General features: G+C 38.0%; 20 protein-coding genes. 2 read left to right on the top strand and 18 right to left on the bottom strand.

Translation table 11 applies throughout. From position 1 onward, the window contains the following. Nucleotides 1-80 precede the first annotated feature (80 nt). The 18 genes from gspK to EG365_RS16645 all read right to left on the bottom strand — a co-directional run bounded on the left by gspK (nucleotide 81) and on the right by EG365_RS16645 (nucleotide 14,204). Complete coding sequence (gene gspK, locus EG365_RS16730; protein ID WP_000301476.1) at nucleotides 81-1,040, bottom strand: type II secretion system minor pseudopilin GspK; 960 nt, start codon at nucleotides 1,038-1,040, stop codon at nucleotides 81-83. Beyond that, nucleotides 1,040-1,741, bottom strand: coding sequence for a type II secretion system minor pseudopilin GspJ (gene gspJ, locus EG365_RS16725; protein WP_000594589.1), 702 nt, complete (start codon nucleotides 1,739-1,741; stop codon nucleotides 1,040-1,042). Before gspJ ends, gspK begins: the two co-directional genes overlap by 1 nt. Then, nucleotides 1,741-2,121: a type II secretion system minor pseudopilin GspI gene (gene gspI, locus EG365_RS16720; protein WP_000836911.1), complete on the bottom strand. Its 381-nt coding sequence runs from the start codon at nucleotides 2,119-2,121 to the stop codon at nucleotides 1,741-1,743. Before gspI ends, gspJ begins: the two co-directional genes overlap by 1 nt. Continuing rightward, nucleotides 2,111-2,665, bottom strand: a complete 555-nt coding sequence (locus EG365_RS16715) for a type II secretion system protein (RefSeq protein ID WP_000841373.1) — start codon at nucleotides 2,663-2,665, stop codon at nucleotides 2,111-2,113. Before EG365_RS16715 ends, gspI begins: the two co-directional genes overlap by 11 nt. Nucleotides 2,666-2,674: 9 nt before the next feature. Further along, nucleotides 2,675-3,283, bottom strand: a complete 609-nt coding sequence (locus EG365_RS16710) for a TetR/AcrR family transcriptional regulator (protein ID WP_000375838.1) — start codon at nucleotides 3,281-3,283, stop codon at nucleotides 2,675-2,677. A 37-nt stretch (nucleotides 3,284-3,320) separates the two neighbouring features. Beyond that, complete coding sequence (locus tag EG365_RS16705; protein WP_000497298.1) at nucleotides 3,321-4,094, bottom strand: TatD family hydrolase; 774 nt, start codon at nucleotides 4,092-4,094, stop codon at nucleotides 3,321-3,323. 17 nt (nucleotides 4,095-4,111) lie between these two features. After that, on the bottom strand, nucleotides 4,112-4,453 hold the full coding sequence (locus EG365_RS16700) for a PilZ domain-containing protein (RefSeq protein ID WP_001183024.1): 342 nt from the start codon (nucleotides 4,451-4,453) through the stop codon (nucleotides 4,112-4,114). An 11-nt stretch (nucleotides 4,454-4,464) separates the two neighbouring features. After that, nucleotides 4,465-5,445: a DNA polymerase III subunit delta' gene (locus EG365_RS16695; RefSeq protein ID WP_001075411.1), complete on the bottom strand. Its 981-nt coding sequence runs from the start codon at nucleotides 5,443-5,445 to the stop codon at nucleotides 4,465-4,467. A gap of 11 nt (nucleotides 5,446-5,456) precedes the next feature. Next, entirely contained in the window at nucleotides 5,457-6,218 is a 762-nt protein-coding gene (gene kdsB / locus EG365_RS16690) for a 3-deoxy-manno-octulosonate cytidylyltransferase (protein ID WP_000680697.1), read from the bottom strand. A 9-nt stretch (nucleotides 6,219-6,227) separates the two neighbouring features. Continuing rightward, nucleotides 6,228-7,238 (bottom strand): tetraacyldisaccharide 4'-kinase, encoded by a 1,011-nt coding sequence (gene lpxK, locus EG365_RS16685; protein WP_000050464.1) that lies wholly within the window; start codon nucleotides 7,236-7,238, stop codon nucleotides 6,228-6,230. Between the two features lie 2 nt (nucleotides 7,239-7,240). Continuing rightward, entirely contained in the window at nucleotides 7,241-8,968 is a 1,728-nt protein-coding gene (msbA, locus tag EG365_RS16680) for a lipid A export permease/ATP-binding protein MsbA (protein ID WP_001070734.1), read from the bottom strand. Beyond that, on the bottom strand, nucleotides 8,965-9,393 hold the full coding sequence (locus tag EG365_RS16675) for an ExbD/TolR family protein (protein ID WP_000669684.1): 429 nt from the start codon (nucleotides 9,391-9,393) through the stop codon (nucleotides 8,965-8,967). The genes msbA and EG365_RS16675 overlap by 4 nt, the downstream gene beginning before the upstream one ends. A 15-nt stretch (nucleotides 9,394-9,408) precedes the next feature. Continuing rightward, nucleotides 9,409-10,044, bottom strand: a complete 636-nt coding sequence (locus EG365_RS16670; protein ID WP_000264037.1) for a MotA/TolQ/ExbB proton channel family protein — start codon at nucleotides 10,042-10,044, stop codon at nucleotides 9,409-9,411. Nucleotides 10,045-10,093: 49 nt separating this feature from the next. Continuing rightward, the gene (locus EG365_RS16665; RefSeq protein ID WP_000023433.1) at nucleotides 10,094-10,981 is read right to left on the bottom strand and encodes a ParB/RepB/Spo0J family partition protein; all 888 of its coding nucleotides are present in this window, start codon (nucleotides 10,979-10,981) and stop codon (nucleotides 10,094-10,096) included. Then, a complete protein-coding gene (locus EG365_RS16660; RefSeq protein WP_000057212.1) occupies nucleotides 10,978-11,760 on the bottom strand; it encodes a ParA family protein in 783 nt (260 codons plus the stop codon). Before EG365_RS16660 ends, EG365_RS16665 begins: the two co-directional genes overlap by 4 nt. A gap of 21 nt (nucleotides 11,761-11,781) precedes the next feature. Then, complete coding sequence (rsmG, locus tag EG365_RS16655; RefSeq protein WP_000553193.1) at nucleotides 11,782-12,414, bottom strand: 16S rRNA (guanine(527)-N(7))-methyltransferase RsmG; 633 nt, start codon at nucleotides 12,412-12,414, stop codon at nucleotides 11,782-11,784. An 87-nt stretch (nucleotides 12,415-12,501) separates the two neighbouring features. After that, nucleotides 12,502-13,191 carry an N-acetylmuramate alpha-1-phosphate uridylyltransferase MurU gene (gene murU, locus EG365_RS16650; protein WP_000646452.1) on the bottom strand — a complete coding sequence of 230 codons (690 nt, stop codon included), beginning with the start codon at nucleotides 13,189-13,191 and terminating at the stop codon, nucleotides 12,502-12,504. Further along, nucleotides 13,191-14,204, bottom strand: a complete 1,014-nt coding sequence (locus EG365_RS16645; RefSeq protein ID WP_001096106.1) for an aminoglycoside phosphotransferase family protein — start codon at nucleotides 14,202-14,204, stop codon at nucleotides 13,191-13,193. Before EG365_RS16645 ends, murU begins: the two co-directional genes overlap by 1 nt. 120 nt (nucleotides 14,205-14,324) lie before the next feature. Between EG365_RS16645 and EG365_RS16640 the strand changes: the two genes are divergently transcribed. Both EG365_RS16640 and EG365_RS16635 read left to right on the top strand, forming a co-directional pair. Continuing rightward, nucleotides 14,325-16,766 carry an LPS-assembly protein LptD gene (locus EG365_RS16640; protein WP_000682639.1) on the top strand — a complete coding sequence of 814 codons (2,442 nt, stop codon included), beginning with the start codon at nucleotides 14,325-14,327 and terminating at the stop codon, nucleotides 16,764-16,766. Beyond that, nucleotides 16,766-18,076, top strand: coding sequence for a peptidylprolyl isomerase (locus EG365_RS16635; protein ID WP_000850090.1), 1,311 nt, complete (start codon nucleotides 16,766-16,768; stop codon nucleotides 18,074-18,076). Before EG365_RS16640 ends, EG365_RS16635 begins: the two co-directional genes overlap by 1 nt. Nucleotides 18,077-18,155 lie beyond the last annotated feature (79 nt).

The following is an 18,155-nucleotide window of genomic DNA, read 5'->3' as shown; positions in this document are numbered from 1 at the left end:
CTATACAGAAGTATGACCTCATCCCTTTTATTAATAAGTTTCAAGTATTACAGACTCAGAAAAAATATCAATAAATTTATTTAGTTAAATGGAGCCATGCTTCTTGAATAAACATATACTTGTTTATCTTTTCTCATTAAAGCACTAGTAAACTGTCGCTTCCTATTATTTAGAACAACTTCAATCTGAGCTTGAAAGAAGCTGGATTTAACATCAATAAGACTATTTACTTGATTTTTCCTTTGACTATCAACCGCTGAAAAAGCATTCAATTGCCACAATTCATCTACATTTTGGAAGAACTTTAAATTTTGTTGGCGTGTTTGCAATTCTTTTTCAATAGCTCCTATATCTAATTTTTCATCCATACTTGCTAAAACCAATGGCGAAGCAGTATTAATATTTAACTTCGAATTTTCTGGTAAAGCAGAAATATATGGAGCAATTAGATCAAATTTTTTTCCATCAAAGCCTCTCACTAGCTTTAACTCTTCAATACGGTGGAATTTAGTATTCGCAGCCATGTAACCTGGATCCAAACCTTCATAATAACTACTTTCTGCCCCCATTGGCCCAGTTGGCTCATCATTTGGATCTTGCCAATCAATCACAGCTTGGCTTAATTCGGCTGGTAATCCCACACGTACCAATAAACGTTCAAACCAACTTTTAGCATCTTCATTTACAATGCCTTCCCCGTTAGTTAGATTATTTAAATTAAATTTACCAGACTCATCAAGCAAACGACCAGATACTGAACCCTCTTCAATAGAAAACGGCGGCATAGGTTGTGCCCATGTCTCTTTTAAATGATCTACTCCACCTGCATTATTTGCATCTTGAATTAATAATTCTGAAAAAAAGGCTTCTGCACTTTTTGCATAAAGCAAAGATTGATTTTGGCGCATTAAGTAGGCTGTATTTTCCATAGTATTATTTTGATGCTTGGCAATAGAAGCCGCTAAAATTGTAGCCAAGGCAACCATAATAAGTATAGTCAGTAAAGCAACACCCTGTTGGTGTTTGTAACTAACGGCCATTATGAATTACCTTCCTGCGAAAGCGATAAGTCACCCTGATTTAAGCTATAAATCCACTCATAATTTACACCAGCGACTGTAAGTTGGATTTTTATCCCTTTCGGTAATTTTTTTAACTCATTAGGTTTCGTTGGATCAATATTAACCTCGGGCCATTTTGTGACTTCTTGCGGAGTCAAAACCATAATCTGATATTGGTCGACTTGACTTAACAAAGTACTCGATAAAGGTTGCTCTCTGTTCGAAGTATTCAAATTTGTATATTTAAGACGATATAATTTTTTTTGGTCTGCATCATAACGATATTCAATTCGTTCAAATGGTGATAAGCCTTGTTTTAAAGGATCCGTTACGCCTGCTTTGCTAAAACGTAAAATTTGATTATCGATTTCTAAAGCTGGATGAAGTTGACCACCTTGGTTTGCGGATAAAGGGATAATCTGCAAAGTATCACGAAGAATTTGTTGATAAGCATCTTGTAATTCAAATAAATGCACTTCATGTTCGGCATTACGATCACGAACTTTGAGCAAGTAATCGAAAATTTTCCACCCCAATAAAGATAAAACCGCAAAGATAGCGATCGCGACTAACAATTCAACCAAAGTAAATCCTGAGGCGCGAGTTAATCGAGCACTGCTCGATCGTGCTGCAAGGCGAGAATCAATGCTTCGGATGTGAATATATTTATTTTTTATCATTATTTTGCTTTCACTGGATAATTAAAAAAGACCATATGAGTAATGCCATTTTGTACTTTTCCCTTATCCGGATCATACAAACTCACTTGTAAATCAATTTTTTGAACATTCGGGCTAATAGTAGATTGAGCTGACTTATCAATTTGCCAAGTTTCACCTTGGGAAGTTACTTGCTTACTCTGGGTTCCTTGCAACCATTCTTGATTAATCTCCATCATAGCAACTTCATTCATTGCTACAAATTGAGCTTTGGTTCGCAAAATTGCATTTGAAGTGGACTGCGTGTACTGCATTGCCACTTTAGTTAAAGCGACAGCTGCGACTGCAAAGATTGCCAAAGCAACCATAACTTCTAAGAGGGTAAAGCCTTTAGATTTCATTTATTTTACCCAAGTGATCTATTTGTATTTCCGAACCAATCGGTTTTTGTTCTAAATAAAATTGTATTTTAACGGTTTTAGCTTCTCCATTGCCAAACCAGATGAGTTGAGGCGTTTGTCCTCCAATCAAATCTGTATTTTTAGCTTTAGAATAATTCTGGTCATCCAAGGGTTGTACTGAAAAAGAAACATGAGCAGGAAGTTGCCGTGTTTTAAACTCAGTATATTTCTGCCAACGGTTTTTTATATCTTGTACTTGTAAAGTGCTTTGATCGTGATATTCATAAAGTTCATAAGAAAATGGTGAGACATCTGTCTCACCATGAGTTTCTAAAGCCAATACACGTGATTGATCGAGCGATTCTTTATTAATTTTCTGCAAATCGAGTAAAAATAACTCTCTCGCCTGCATTGCCTTTTTTTGGTCGACGCCACCTATATTTAATACAACCAGAGAAGTCATAATTGTCATAATCACAATGACTACCATCACTTCTATGAGGGTAAAGCCTTTTTGTGATTGAAATGGTAGATTCGATTTCATATCGACCTATTAAGCGTACTGTTCAACTGCTTGTTTGGGTAAGGCTAATGCCTGGTCAATGTATGCTACTCGCAAAGTATCTCTTGAACCCAAATAACGTTGATAAAAGCTTGAATTCAGAATTGCAGCAGCTCCATGAGTGAGTGACCAGATTGAAGCCAAGTAATCTCGTGTAGTCATATGACTCTGGATTGACTCTAAATAGTGATCAGTCATACGAATAATAATACGTAAGCGCTGCTTTCTCACTTGGTAAAGTTCATTAAAAAGATGGTGTACACCTTGGGCAGTAATTGAAAGCTTTTCTTCAATTTGGTGAAACAGCACTGTTCTTTCTGGATGGTGCAAGTGATGCAACATAAAGAAAGCTAAATGTTCTGGAAAAGCCTTTTCAGTATCTTGAACCATTTCTAGTAACATGCGCTCATTACGAATAATTAATAGCATGTACAATTCATCTTTACTTTGAAAGTGCTTGTACAAAGTACCTTTTGCCAAATCAAGCTCAGCAGCCAGCACATCAAGTGTCATTCCGGCTTCGCCATTTTCTAACAACAACTGTTCCGCAACTTGAAATATTAATGCTTCTCTTGCTCGGAACTGAGCTTGACGGTCCATCTTCACGCAATTACTCTCTTTATATAGTTTCTATAAGTTAAATCGCTTTAAGTAAATTTTCAAAATTTTGCGAGGTGATTCTTGCAATTTCCTCAACTGGTTTATCATATACCTCACTTAGTGCTTTCGCTACATAAGGTACATATTTTGGTTCATTCGTTTTACCACGATATGGTACTGGAGCCAAATAAGGACTATCTGTTTCAATCAAAAGCCGATCTAAAGGAACTTGCTTGGCTACATCTCGTAGATCTTGAGCATTTTTAAATGAAACAATTCCTGAAAAGGAAATATAGTAACCGCAGTCCAATACAGCTTTTGCTGTTTCCCAGTCCTCAGTAAAACAGTGCAAAATACCATGTGTAGATTGTTCAGCTCGAATAATATCCACCGTATCATGTTTTGCTGAACGTGTATGAACAACTACTGGTTTTTTAACATTTTTAGAGGCTTGAATATGACGAGCAAAACAATCTTTTTGCTCGTTAATAAAGTCAGTGCTGTGGTAATAGTCTAAACCTGTTTCACCTAAAGCCCATACCTTTTCTGATTGAGCCAATTCAGTCAAATACTCAGTCGTTGCTCGAGCCATAGTATCAACATCCTCACACGGATGTACGCCTACCGTATACCCCACATCTTCATGACGCTTTGCGATTTCAGCTAAAGCAATATGATCATCAAGGTCAACTGAAATTGCCATAAACTTAGAAACACCTTCTGCTCGCGCAGCAGCAAGTGCGAGATCTAAATCACCGTTATAAGGCGTTAAATCTAACATTGTTAAATGGCAATGGGTATCAACAAACACTGTTCTTTCCTATCTGCTTACATGGTATAACTTGGGCGATCTAAAGACATACTACCAGCTAAAATCCGCTCAGCTTCAGCTTTATAGTAAATTCCTTTATCACCACTCAATTGAATTGCGAAACCTTGCGGTTTAAATCCACTTTGCTTATGTGAAATCCAAACTACTTTACCAGTTAAAGGAATTTTTTGTGATTGTTCTGGTAACGTAGCTAAAATAAAAATTTCCTGACCCATCTTCACTTTTTGCTTCGATGGTACAAACAAGCCCCCACCTTGTACATATCCCATATAACTTGCTTGCAATGTTGCTCTATCTGGAATATTGACCTGAATAATTCCACCCATTTGTGGTTGCATTAGTGTTCCCCTTAAACGTTCATTAATTTTATAAAAAGTTGATCTATGATGAGTTGTGTTTGTACATTCTGTTCAACCAATCTTTTAGATTGCTGTAATTCCTCATAAAGACTGAATAAGCTTTCTAAATTATAGTTTTGCGCCAATTGATGGAACTGTAAATCAATATTTTTCTGTGGTTGATTGAGCTTGACACAAATTAAATCCCCTAACAAGTATTCAAGAAGCATCATAAAATCACTAAAGTTGAGTTCTTTTTGCCATTTAGCCGAATAAAATAAAGGCATATTTTTTTGATTTACAACTTTAGTCCAATCTTCTAAAAAAGACTGTCTTTTAGCAAACCAATCACTAGTCGCAATTTCAACTGCTTGCAAAGGCATATCATTAGAAAGGCCTAGCAATAATTCAGGTGGTACAGATGCTATTTCAGCTAAATGTTCATTTAAATAAGATGTGGCTTCTGTATATGAAATACGGTCTAAAGCAAAATGCTGTAAGCGACTTCGAATGGTTGCCGGTAATTTCAAATAATGATCGGCCAACAAGATTAAAACGACGCGTTCACCTGGCTCTTCTAAGGTTTTTAGCAGCGCATTTGATGACGCAAGATTTAAAGCTTCAGCTGGCTCAATAACAACAACACGCCATCCCTCACCAGTTTGTTGTACAAATGGCAATAAATCTCGAATTTTTTCTATTTTAATTTTTGCATTTTGTTTTTTATTTTCTTCATCTGTCGTGATATGAACATAGTTTGGATGCGTATCTGATTTTAACCATTGACAGCTACTACATTCACCACAAGCACCTTGAGGTTGTTTATTTAAACAAAGTACCCACGCTAAGAAATGCTTAGCAAAAGCATGTTTACCACAACCTTGTTTACCATAAAATAATAAGCCATGCCCAATATTAGGAAAACGTGTTGTTAACGTTTCCCACATTGTCTGTTGCCACGGATAAACCTTAGAAGTCACATTCTGATTCATTAAATTAACGCTTACTCAAAAGACTCAACAGGCATATTATTTAAACGATCAAGATCTGCTTGAGTGTCAACACCTGGTGGTAAATTCGCTTCTGCTACAGCAATAGCAATACGGTGTCCATTTTCTAAAACACGCAATTGCTCAAGACTCTCGAGCTTTTCAAGTTTACCCATTTCCCATGTAACATATTCTTGTAATAAGCTCACACGATAAGCATATAAACCTAAATGACGAAATGCTTGGCTATGTAAAGTTGGTTCAGCTTGTTTAGCACTATCTCGATCATAAGGAATAGTTGCACGACTAAAATATAATGCTTCATTTTGTTTAGACATGACTACTTTTACGATACTATCACGCTGAAATTCATCCAACGCATGAATAGGCTCACATAATGTAGACATTGAACAGTTTGGCTTATCAACCAAAAGCTTTGCAACTTGCTGAACAAGCTGGGCTGGCAGTAATGGCTCATCGCCTTGTACGTTTACAATAATGTCATCAGCATCCCATCCTTTAATACGAGCAACTTCACTTAAACGATCTGTTCCCGATGGATGGTCTGCACTTGTTAAAACAACATCAACGCCCTCTGCACGACATATTTCAGCGATACGTTCATCGTCCGTTGCTACACATAGGTCATCGAAACCTTCAACTTTTTTTGCTTGATCTACTACTCGTAAAATCATAGGACGATCATGAATAAGTAACAATGGCTTACCTGGCAAACGCGAACTTGAGAAGCGTGCTGGAATGACGATATGTTTCATTTTTTCTTCCTAAGATATTTGAATATCAAGCTTTTGCAATTGTTGATTTAAAATCTGATAGCACTCTGTAGACAAAACAGCTTTAACAGGTACGACCCAGATAGAACGTTTAAAGTCTGGATGTTTTTCAAGTAATGGTAAAAATTTAACAGCATCTTTTTCTGTTGTAATGATCGGCAAATCATCATTAAAAATGAGATCATCAATACTGTAATCATGATGATCACGAAAAGCATGCTCTTGAAATTGTTTCACCCCTAAACCTTTAAGTGTTTGGTAAAAGCGCTGAGGAAAACCAATGCCGACTACTGCATGGTAATTATTTTGAATATTGAATGATAATTCAGTTGCCGAAGAAGGATTCAACAAGTAAGGCTGGCCTGCATCAAGATGCATATGCAATGTAGTTGTTGGTGTGAAAATATGCTCGATTACCGTACTAGTTTTTAAACGTTCCGCAGGTTCACGTAAATATCCTTCTGGTAATAACTTTCTATTTCCAAGGCCACGATTTTGATCAAGTACGATCCATTCTATTTGGCGACCTAATGCCCAATGTTGCAACCCATCATCACTAATAATTAAATCTAGTTTAGTCGATGCTAATAATAACTCGATTGCTACTTGTCTATTGGGTCCTACTGCCATAGGTACGCCAGTTGACTGTACAATCAAAGCAGGTTCATCTCCTGCTTCAGCTGCTTGACTGGCCGATGTTACCAACATAGGAAAAGGGCCAGCTCCACCATAGCCTCTACTAATTACCCCTACCTTTACATTATGCTGCTTTAGATAATTGACCAGCTCTATTAATAATGGAGTTTTTCCACTTCCCCCCACCGTAATATTGCCAATTACCATGACCGGCACAGGTGCGGTATAAACTTTTTTAAAGCCTGAACTATAAAGATAACGATTTAGTAAAAACCCAGCACGATACAAGCAAGACAAAGGACGTAAAACAATCAACCAACTTGATTGCTTATTCCATGCATTTTGGATCAGCTGGGCTAAAGACATACTTAATGGTCCTCAAAATTACGCTGATGTAATTGATAATAAGCACCGTGCTTAGCAAGTAATTCTTGATGAGTACCTTGTTCAACAATTTGTCCGCGGTCCATCACAACAATACGATCCGCATTTTCAATGGTTGATAGACGGTGAGCAATCACAATCGTTGTACGATCTTGCATAGCTTCATCAAATGCTTGTTGAATAAAGTGTTCAGATTCATTATCAAGCGCACTTGTCGCCTCATCCAAAATCAGAATTGGGGCATTTTTCAAAATTGCACGAGCAATTGCAATACGTTGACGTTGACCACCCGATAAATTTAGACCTTGAGCACCCAAAACAGTATCGTAGCCATTTGGTAAGTTCATAATAAAGTCGTGGGCATAAGCAGCCTTTGCTGCAGCTATTACGTCTTCATCACTTGCATTATGTAACTGACCATAAGCAATGTTTTCACGTACAGTTCGGTTAAACAAAACAACTTGCTGATTTACCATTGCAATTTGTGTACGCAAACTTGAAAGCTCAATATCACGTATTGGCAAATCATCTAAATAAATTTGACCACTTGAGACTTCTTGGAAACGTACCAACATGTTCACTAAAGAAGTTTTACCAGCACCAGAGCGCCCTACCAATGCAACAGTTTCGCCTGGACGAATATCTAAAGAAAAGTCTTTAATCGCTTGCGTACCGTCAGCATAGTTAAGTACAACATGGTCAAAACGAATTGCACCTTGCAACTGCGGTTTAAGTTCACCACTATTTTGCTCTTCAGGTAAATCTAATAATTCAAAAACTGAGTGTGCAGCTGCTAAACCCCGCTGTAACTTTTCATTCACATCTGTCAAGTTTTTAACAGGCTTTGAAAGTAACCCTGCTGCCGTAATATATGCAACAAACTCACCAGCAGTTGTATTCCCTAAAATTTGTGGTCTTAATGCTAACCATACAATTAGAGCCATTGCACAAGCCATTACCACTTGAACAACAGGACTATTTAGGTTTTGCACAATCACCATTTTTAAACCACGTTTTAAGTTTTCTTCCGATGACTTATAGAAACGCTCTTGTTCTGACTCTTCACCAGCGAAACTTTTAACAACTGCATTACCATTAATACTTTCTTGCACTACATGGTTAACATCACCCATAGTATCCTGAACTTGCATCGAGAGTTTGCGCATTCTTTTTGAAGCTTTACGCACCAAAATCCCAATTACAGGTAAGAACACCATAATACAAATTGTTAAACGCCAATTGGTATAGAACAAATAACCTAACAACCCCAACGTAATCATGCCATCTCGAACAATGGTTTTTAATGATTCAGATGAAGCAGCTGTAAGTTGCTCGACGTTATACATAATTTTGGCAGTAATATGACCCGAAGAGTTATCGAGATAATATTGAGCCGGCAGTCTTAGAAGTTTTGCATAAACTTCTTGGCGAATACTAAAAACCAAACTGCGCGAGATCACAGCCGTATAGTACCCTCCCATAAATAGGCCAAGGCCACGGAAGAATACCAATAAAATGATTAATAAAGGGAACCAATCTAGATCCGCTCTACTGGCACTTTGAATTGCATCAATAATAAATTTAATGAGCTTAGCAACAGAAACCTCCGTCGCTGAGTTCATACCGAACCCGATAAGAACTAATAAGGCCACGCCCCAATAAGGTTTTAAATAGGATATGAGACGTAAATAAACCTTAAAATCTTGATTCACTCAGAAAAACCTCTAGAAGGAACTTTGGTACTAATATTGATGTTAACAAAACCGAGTTGTCCTGCTACATCCATAACACGAATAACATCCTGATGGGATGCTTTTGCATCAGCAGCAATGATAAACATAAAGTCACGTCGCTCTTGAGCAATTTGCTTAATTGCAGTGCTCAAATCAGCCACATCTTTGGTAGATAGCGCCTGACCATTCACAGCGTAATGTCCGCTAGAGTCTACCACGACTTCAATTTTATGATCGTACTGTTTTGGTGGAACACCTTGTGCATCTGGTAAAGTTAAATTGATGCGACTTGGCTGATTAAAAGTGGTAGATAACAATAAAAACACTAGAATGAACAATAAACAGTCAATCATAGGTGTTAAATTGATATGAATGTCTTCAACTTGAGAACGTTTAAACTTCATATTGTGATCTACCCATCAACCAACGCGGCGATGTTCTTGCATGACTGAAGAACGTTTGTAAAACAATGAGGCATGAAATAGCGTAGATTGTTGCTCTAACTCAGCAATATAATCTTGCACTACTCTTTGAAAATATCGATAGGAAATAAGTGCAGGAATTGCAATGAGCATACCAACTGCTGTTGTGATCAAAGCCTTGGAAATACCGGGAATCATTAAACTAGGACTACCTGCCGAACCAAAATCAATAACCAAAAAAGACTCAATAATTCCCACAACTGTTCCAAGCAGCCCTAGTAGAGGCGCTATAGCACTTAAAGTCCCTAAGAAGTTAATATTTTTTTCTAAATAAGAAATTTCTTGAGAAGCCATAGCTTCCATTTGTGCTCGCGCAAATTGTTCGCCATGTTCCTGATGCTCAAAACCAGCTTTTAGAATATTGCCCAATGCCGTGCTTTGCGCATTAGTATCCTGCTCCAAATTTGTTATGACAACAGAAATATCTGCACTGCCATCATTCATTAGTACTTTAGGTAAAACTTGTGAACGTCTTAAACGTACAAAACGCTCAATACTAATTGCGACGGTTAAAATTGAACACAAAATTAAAGGCAGCATTAACCAGCCGCCCGCTTTCACAAGTTCCCACATATTTTCTTCCCCAAGAATATAAATTAGAAATATATGACCTAACTTAGAATTAATCTGGTAAACAAATATTCAAAATACCATCTAACTCATCGAGTGAATGATAGTGAATAACAAGCTTACCTTTACCTTTCTGGTTATGATCAATTTTAACATTGGCACCAAAACGTTCTGATAATTTCTGAGTTAGTTGCTCAATGTCTGGTGCAACAGGAGCTTTTTCCTTTTCCTGTTTAGGCTCGCTCCAATCGCGTACTAACTGCTCAGTCTGACGAACAGATAATCCTTTTTCAATTACAATTTTTGCAACTTCAAGTTGTTCTTTGCCCTTTAAAGTTAAGATGGCACGAGCATGCCCCATATCAAGCTGGCCTTGCTGCATAAACTCCTTAATATCATCAGCCAAGCTCAACAGACGTAATAAATTACTTACCGTTGTTCTTGCTTTACCGACTGTATCAGCAATTTCTTGATGGCTTAAACCGAATTCATCATGGAATCGTTGTAGCGCCAACGCTTGATCAATCGGGTTTAAATCTTGACGTTGAATATTTTCAATAAGTGCTAAAGCAATAGCAACCTGATCATTTAAATCACGAACAATTGCAGGGATTTCCGTTAAGCCAGCAATTTGAGCTGCGCGCCAACGACGCTCACCTGCAATAATTTCGTAAGGATGAGCTTCATCATCTACAGGACGAATAACAATTGGCTGCATTACCCCATGTTTTTCAATAGAGGATGCCAACTCTTGCAAATCATGCTCATGGATAAAACGACGTGGTTGATATTCACCTCGTTTCAACAACTTCACATCAATTTGCTTTAACTGACCATGATCAAGCGCTTGAGCTTCTAGTTGTAATTTTTCTTTTTGAATTGAACCAAGTAATGCATCTAAACCACGACCTTTCGCCAATCCGCGTTTTTTGATGCTCATACTTTACTTCCTTTCTTCACTTTACTTTTCTTTAACATCTCAGCCGCAAGATTTAAGTATGCAACTGCACCTTTCGAACTTTTTTCAAAATAAATCACTGGCAAACCATGTGCTGGAGCTTCAGCCAAACGAACATTACGTGGAATCACAGTGTCGTAGAGTTTCTTACCAAAATATTGTTCCAACTCAGCAGATACATCGCGAGTTAAGGCATTACGCGCATCATACATGGTGCGTAAAACACCAATAATTTCCAAATCTGGATTTAACGCTTTTTGAATACGATCGATCGTTTGAGTTAAATCTGCCAAACCTTCTAATGCATAGTATTCGCATTGCATTGGAATGATTACACCATCTACTGCAGCTAAAGCATTCACGGTAATTAAACTTAAGCTAGGCGCGCAATCAACAATAATGTAATCGAATGAGTCCCGAATTTCATTCAAAGCATTCTTTAAAATGAACTCACGACCTTCTTGCTCGGCAATGGCAAGCTCGACACCAGAAAGTTCACGGTTTGAACCCAAAACTTTATATCCAACCTCAGCTTTTTGAATTGCCGTTTCGATTGGCACTTCACCCAATAACACATCCGTAATTGAATAAAGTAGATCATTCTTTTGAATACCAGACCCCATCGTAGCATTACCTTGCGAATCTATATCGACAAGTAGCACACGTTTTTTCAATACAGCTAGTGACGCTGCAAGATTTACTGCAGTCGTTGTTTTACCAACACCACCCTTTTGGTTTGCAATCGCAATAATTTGAGCCATGGTAACCCTAATACTTTTTATTTAAATTCGTTGAAGTAAAAGTAAATGACGTTGTTCATCAAGTCTCGGTACATGCAGTTCAATCACTTTACATGAAAATTCCTGCTTAAGCTCTTCCATTTCTTCAACTGGAATCAGTCCTTTCATCGCGGCAATTATACTCTGCTCATGTAAATATGGACGTGCAGCCTCAACAAAATCTGTTAATGATGCAAATGCACGACTTGTTATTACATCAAATTGGCCAAGTTCATCAATTGTATCTTGATTTTCAACACGCGTTTGCACAGCTATTACGTTTTTAAGCTTAAGGTCAGCAATAAACTGTTTCAAAAAACGAATTTTCTTACCATTTGAATCAAGCAATACACAAGAGCGTTCTGGCTGACATAAAGCAATGATCATGCCCGGCATGCCACCACCTGTACCTACATCGAGCAAACGACCTGCTGGCAAATCTTTCAAAATACTTAGGCTATCCAACAAATGCTTTACTAACATTTCTTTAGGATCACGAATCGCTGTTAGATTATAAGCTTTGTTCCAAAGTACCAAAGCATCTTGATACTTCAACAATAATGTCAAAGCTTCATCGCTAAGCGATAAACCTAATTTTTGACTACCCTGTTGTAACTCTTGAAAAAACGGATGCATAAACAGATAACATCTAAGTAAAATTTAAAACAAAGTATACCCATTTATGCATCGTGGAACACTAGTTAACGATTAGCGATTACGCAGTTAATCGTAGAAGCCTTCACGAATTTGCAAATCTAGCTCCATTAAACGCTCAGGCGTTCCCACATCTACCCATGCACCTTTAAGCTTTTCACCAGATATTTTTTGATTGTGCATCGCTTGCTTCAACAATGGGGCTAACGGACGTTTACCAGCTTCCAATCCATCAAAAAGCTTAGGATGGATAACAGATACACCACTAAAAGTGAGGTTCTCGCCCTTCACATCTTGATCAAATGTAAAAGCGCGTCCATTTAATAATGTAAAGTCGCCATCAGGATGCTGTTTAGGATTATCAACTAATACAAGATGTGCCAAATCATCATTTAACTTAATATGGCGTAGAGCTTCAAAATCCATTGTAGTCCATACATCTCCATTCACCAGAATGAAAGGATCTGTTCCAAGCAGTGGCAAAGCATTAATAATTCCACCAGCGGTTTCCAGCCCTTCTTCTTCTCGTGTCCAACGGATATCCACACCAAATTGAGAGCCATCACCTAAACTACTGATGAGTTTGTCGGCTAACCACGCAGAATTGATGACTATGTCGGTCACACCAATTTTCTTAAGTTTTTCAATATGCCACACAATAAGTGGCTTACCACCTACCTCAAGCAGAGGCTTTGGTGTATATAGCGTGAGTGGACGCATACGATTGCCCAAGCCAGCAGCTAAAATCATTGCTTTCATTATGCTGCAACCTCATAAGGGCCATATTTTTCAATAAATTTAGGCATTACCGAACTGTGAATAAATGCCATGAAGTCATCAAGCTCATGATAGCCACGGCTCTCTTCAAGTAAATACCACATGACTCGTGGTAAATCCTTCAAATAACCAGACTTACCATCTCGCTCAAACAAACGGACAAAAATACCTAAAATTTTGATATGGCGTTGAATTGCCATTAAATCAGCATCACGTTTAAATTGGTCAAAGCTTCGGTTTTGTTTAGCAGATGCTGGTAAAAGCTCATAGAACACTTTAAACCATTGATAAACACGCTCAGCATTCCACTGCACGTATGCATCACGTGTAATCGAGATTAAATCATATGTATCAGCACCAATAACCGCGTCTTGGAAGTCAATTACTCCCAATTCTTCTTCATTAGCAATTTTCATTAAATTACGGCTATGAAAATCACGATGTACAATAACTTGCGGTTGAGCTAATGCTGCCTGAGCCAAGAAATCAAATGCATCATCAATAGTTTTCTTTTGCTCAGCTGTTGGATGGATATCGAGTGACGGTAACATCCAATCTGTTAACAACTGCATTTCCGATAAAAGCTTTTCATAAGAATAAGCCGGGAAATGTTCAGCCCCATTAATCGATTGCAAATGAATAAGCTGTTTAAAACTCTGTTCATAATATTGATCAACTGTTTCATCGTTTAACAATGTAGACAGCAGCACATCACCAAAGTCTTCTAACAATAAAAAACCTTGATTTAAATCTTTTGCAACGATCTGAGGTACCCGAACCCCATGCCCTGCAAAAAACTCGTCAATGGTCACAAACGGAACACAGTCTTCTTTTTCAGGAGGTGCATCCATAAGCATATACGTTTTATTTTGTAACTGGATGCGAGCATAACGTCGAAAGCTTGCATCCCCTGCTAAATAAGCGATCTGAAATTGATCATTTTCAAGAACAGATGTAAGCCATGTATGTATCAATTGTTCACGTTGTGTATTCATTTGCAATAAAATCTAAAACAAGCTGAGATTTTTGAAGGGTTAAGTGTAGCCACTTATAAACTTTTTCTCTATGATGCGACAATAATTAATTGTGAATTAGCATACTTGGTTAATGAGACAATGAAGCATCAGTTTAAATTTAATCCTTTAGCGACCGCTATTTTTACGCTCTTATGTAGTGGCTCCATACAATCAAGTTATGCTGAGTCAGCTGGTGTTGTCTCCAACATAGACAATAATCAACTTAAGGCGAGTATTAAGGAAGCCTATCCAGGGCAGGAATTCTTTCAACAATATTATGTTGATAAATCTACCCCTGAGGCGCAATTGCGCAATAATAAATATTTGAGTTCAGCATTCTGCCAAGGAACTTGGATTACACCAATTAATCCTGAAACTAAAGCGTTAGATGCAGATAAGGCTACTTCAGTTGTAACGGCTGATTATGGGCACTACAACCCTGCCGGCGACTCTGTGTTGGAAGGAAACGTGGTGATAGATCAAGAAGGCCGTACAGTTCGTGCCGATAAAGTCACCATTGATAAAACTCAAACATTTGCACATGCACAAGGCCGAGTACAGTTAGCTCAAGGCGGCTTACTCTCTCAAAGTGATGAAATTGATTACAATCTAAAGACTCAAACCGGAAATTTAGATAATAGTTTTTATATTTCTGAACAACAACATGCCCATGGTCATGCTGGGAAGATCGAGAGAACCTCTCCGAATGTAATGGTTCTCAATGATGCGACTTACACAACCTGTCCGCCAGGCCAGAAACCAGGTTGGAAAATTCAAGCCAACAAAATTGAGTTGAACCAAGAAACTGGGCGCGGTGTTACGCGCGGAACAAAACTATATGTAAAAGATGTTCCAGTTCTAGCAGTTCCCTACTTTAACTTCCCGATCGATGACCGCCGTACTACAGGTATCCTCAACCCACAATTTGGTTTCTCAAACGATGGTGGTATTGAACTTTCGGTTCCTGTTTATTTAAACCTTGCGCCTAATTACGATGCAACAATTACGCCACGTTACTTAGCAGATCGTGGGGCAATGTTACAAGGTGAATTCCGATATTTGACGGATGGGTTTGGTGCCGGACAGATTTGGGGCGGCATTTTGCCATCTGATAAAGAATATGATGATAAAGACCGTAAAGATTTCCATTTTTTACATAATTGGGATATCAACGACCAATGGTCTACCAACCTTGAATATAACTACGCATCAGATAAAGACTACTTCTCTGATTTAGATAGTAGCCCTATCTCTAAAACAGATCTTAACTTACGTAGAGCTTGGGAACTTAACTATCAACATGGTATTCCGGGTTTAAAAGCACAGCTTAAAGTCGAAGATTTCCAGACCCTTGACCCAGAAGTAAAAGACGTCAATAAACCATACGCCCGCTTACCTCAATTTTTATTAAATTATGTCACTGGTAATCCACTAGGACTACAATACGAATTTAATAACGATACTGCTTATTTTAAGAAATCAATTAACGATGATTCTGCACAAGAAAGTAGCGGTACGCGTATTTATAACCAGTTTGCAACACGTTATAACTATCGAACACCAGCAGCCTTTGTAATTCCTGAGCTTTCCGTACGTTCTATTCAAACCTTCTATGACAAGGACAGTATCGCCTCTCAAGGTTTAGACGGCGGTTCTGAAAACAAATCAGTCGTTGTGCCACAATTTACATTGGACACTGGATTGAATTTTGAACGTGAGGGCAAATATTTACAAACACTTACACCACGCGCCTTCTATGCCTATGCGCCATACAAAAATCAAGATGGCTACCCAAACTTTGACTCAACCACTGCGTCAATTAGTTACGATCAGTTATTTAACCCTTACCGCTTCTATGGACATGACCGCCTTGAAGACAATAACTTTTTATCGTTAGGTGTAAGCTATAGTCTTTTTGACACAGTAGGCTTAGAGCGTTTACGCGCAAGTGTGGGCCAAAGCTATTATTTTGAAGATCGCCGCGTCACCTTGAAACAACAAGATGAAATTGATACTGAACGTAATACAGGTCCTGTTGTTAGCTTATCAAGTCAACTTAATCAAAACTTTACCATTGCTGCCAACTCGGCATGGATGTCAAATGGTGATAATGCACAGCGTGATTTTCAACTTTACTATACAGGCGATAAAGGAAATCTATATAACTTAGGCTATTTCTATCGTAAAGATATTCCAGGACGCCAAGATACATACGACCAAGTTGTTGCATCGTTTATACAACCAATTAAAGACAATTGGCGTATTATGGGGCACGTACAATATGACATGGACAATGATGTTGCCCGTGAATTATTACTAGGTGTTAATTATGAATCGTGTTGCTGGGGCATTTCTGTCTATGGCCGTTCATACTATAACGATCTAGACGATCCAAAATCTCCAGATGTTAGTGAAAAGCGCGCGATCATGGCCGAAATTACACTCAAAGGTTTAGGTGGTTTAAACAATAAACTCGCGTCTTTACTTGAAAATCGCGTTTTAGGTTTTAACAAAATTAATCAATCTTGGACACAACGTTAATGAAGACAAAACATCTTAAACAGTTTTTTAAAGCGACAACCCTTGCTGTATTAATATCTTCATCAATGCATAGTTTTGCCCAACCTACTGATGAAGTTGTGGCAATTGTGGACAATAGCGTAATTTTAAAAAGTGACCTTGAACAAGGAATGGCTGAAGCAGCTCACGAATTGCAAGCACAAAAAAAAGAAGTTCCACCTCAACAATACTTACAATTTCAAGTATTAGACCAGCTCATCTTACGTCAAGCACAACTTGAACAAGTTAAAAAATATGGCATCAAACCTGATGAGAAAAGTCTAAATGAGGCTGTACTTAAAGTTGCAAGTCAATCAGGTAGCAAAAGCCTAGAAGCCTTTCAACAAAAATTAGATGCGATTGCACCTGGAACTTATGAAAACTTACGTAGCCGTATTGCTGAAGATTTAGCAATTAATCGTCTGCGTCAACAGCAAGTTATGTCTCGCATTAAAATCAGTGATCAAGATGTAGATAACTTCTTGAAGTCACCACAAGGACAAGCTGCTTTAGGTAATCAAGCCCATGTGATTCATATGCGAATTTCCGGAGACAACCCTCAAGAAGTTCAAAATGTAGCAAAAGAAGTTCGTTCACAACTTGCTCAAAGCAATGATTTAAACGCTCTTAAAAAGCTTTCAACTGCGACTGTAAAAGTTGAAGGTGCAGATATGGGATTCCGTCCTCTTTCTGATATACCGGCTGAACTTGCTGCTCGTATTACTCCACTGCAAGACGGTCAAACAACTGACTTAATTTCTGTACGCGATGGTGTACATGTTCTAAAACTTTTAGAACGTAAGCAAAATGAACAGAAAGCATTAGTACCGCAATATCAGACACGCCATATTCTTATTCAACCTTCCGAAGTGGTAAGCCCTGAAAATGCGAAACAAATAATTGATAGCATTTACAAGCGATTAAAAGCGGGTGAAGATTTCGCTATTCTTGCTGCAACTTATTCAAACGATACAGGTTCAGCACGTGATGGCGGCAGTCTAGGTTGGGTTACGCCAGGTATGATGGTTCCTGAGTTTGATAAAAAAATGCAGGAAATTCCTGTAGGTGAAATTAGTGAACCTTTCCAAACTCAATTCGGCTGGCATATCTTACAAGTGACAGACAAACGCGAAAAAGATATGACACATGAATATCAAGAGCGTATGGCACGTCAAATTTTAGGTGAGCGTCAATTTAACACTGAAATTGATAGCTGGTTGCGTGAAGTACGTGCAAATGCTTATGTAGAAATTAAAGATCCAAGCCTCGACAAAAAGAACTTACAAAAATAAGTTAATCTTTTGTCGTTAAAACCTGTGTTGATCACAGGTTTTTTTATAAACAAAACCCAGCCATTAAAAAACCGGTTAT

The organism is Acinetobacter sp. FDAARGOS_494, assembly GCF_003812225.1.
Classification (GTDB): Bacteria; Pseudomonadota; Gammaproteobacteria; order Pseudomonadales; family Moraxellaceae; genus Acinetobacter; species Acinetobacter baumannii.
Note: the sequence above shows the minus strand (reverse complement) of the source record. Positions and strands in the feature narration are given on the sequence as shown.

Excerpts from the sequence above, each read along its gene's own strand:
- gspK (WP_000301476.1), bottom strand. The coding sequence starts at position 1,040 with ATGGCCGTTAGTTACAAACACCAACAGGGTGTTGCTTTACTGACTATA.
- gspJ (WP_000594589.1), bottom strand. The coding sequence starts at position 1,741 with ATGATAAAAAATAAATATATTCACATCCGAAGCATTGATTCTCGCCTT.
- gspI (WP_000836911.1), bottom strand. The coding sequence starts at position 2,121 with ATGAAATCTAAAGGCTTTACCCTCTTAGAAGTTATGGTTGCTTTGGCA.
- EG365_RS16715 (WP_000841373.1), bottom strand. The coding sequence starts at position 2,665 with ATGAAATCGAATCTACCATTTCAATCACAAAAAGGCTTTACCCTCATA.
- EG365_RS16710 (WP_000375838.1), bottom strand. The coding sequence starts at position 3,283 with ATGGACCGTCAAGCTCAGTTCCGAGCAAGAGAAGCATTAATATTTCAA.
- EG365_RS16700 (WP_001183024.1), bottom strand. The coding sequence starts at position 4,453 with ATGCAACCACAAATGGGTGGAATTATTCAGGTCAATATTCCAGATAGA.
- EG365_RS16695 (WP_001075411.1), bottom strand. The coding sequence starts at position 5,445 with ATGAATCAGAATGTGACTTCTAAGGTTTATCCGTGGCAACAGACAATG.
- kdsB (WP_000680697.1), bottom strand. The coding sequence starts at position 6,218 with ATGAAACATATCGTCATTCCAGCACGCTTCTCAAGTTCGCGTTTGCCA.
- lpxK (WP_000050464.1), bottom strand. The coding sequence starts at position 7,238 with ATGTCTTTAGCCCAGCTGATCCAAAATGCATGGAATAAGCAATCAAGT.
- EG365_RS16675 (WP_000669684.1), bottom strand. The coding sequence starts at position 9,393 with ATGAAGTTTAAACGTTCTCAAGTTGAAGACATTCATATCAATTTAACA.
- EG365_RS16670 (WP_000264037.1), bottom strand. The coding sequence starts at position 10,044 with ATGTGGGAACTTGTGAAAGCGGGCGGCTGGTTAATGCTGCCTTTAATT.
- EG365_RS16665 (WP_000023433.1), bottom strand. The coding sequence starts at position 10,981 with ATGAGCATCAAAAAACGCGGATTGGCGAAAGGTCGTGGTTTAGATGCA.
- EG365_RS16660 (WP_000057212.1), bottom strand. The coding sequence starts at position 11,760 with ATGGCTCAAATTATTGCGATTGCAAACCAAAAGGGTGGTGTTGGTAAA.
- rsmG (WP_000553193.1), bottom strand. The coding sequence starts at position 12,414 with ATGCATCCGTTTTTTCAAGAGTTACAACAGGGTAGTCAAAAATTAGGT.
- murU (WP_000646452.1), bottom strand. The coding sequence starts at position 13,191 with ATGAAAGCAATGATTTTAGCTGCTGGCTTGGGCAATCGTATGCGTCCA.
- EG365_RS16645 (WP_001096106.1), bottom strand. The coding sequence starts at position 14,204 with ATGAATACACAACGTGAACAATTGATACATACATGGCTTACATCTGTT.
- EG365_RS16640 (WP_000682639.1), top strand. The coding sequence starts at position 14,325 with ATGAAGCATCAGTTTAAATTTAATCCTTTAGCGACCGCTATTTTTACG.
- EG365_RS16635 (WP_000850090.1), top strand. The coding sequence starts at position 16,766 with ATGAAGACAAAACATCTTAAACAGTTTTTTAAAGCGACAACCCTTGCT.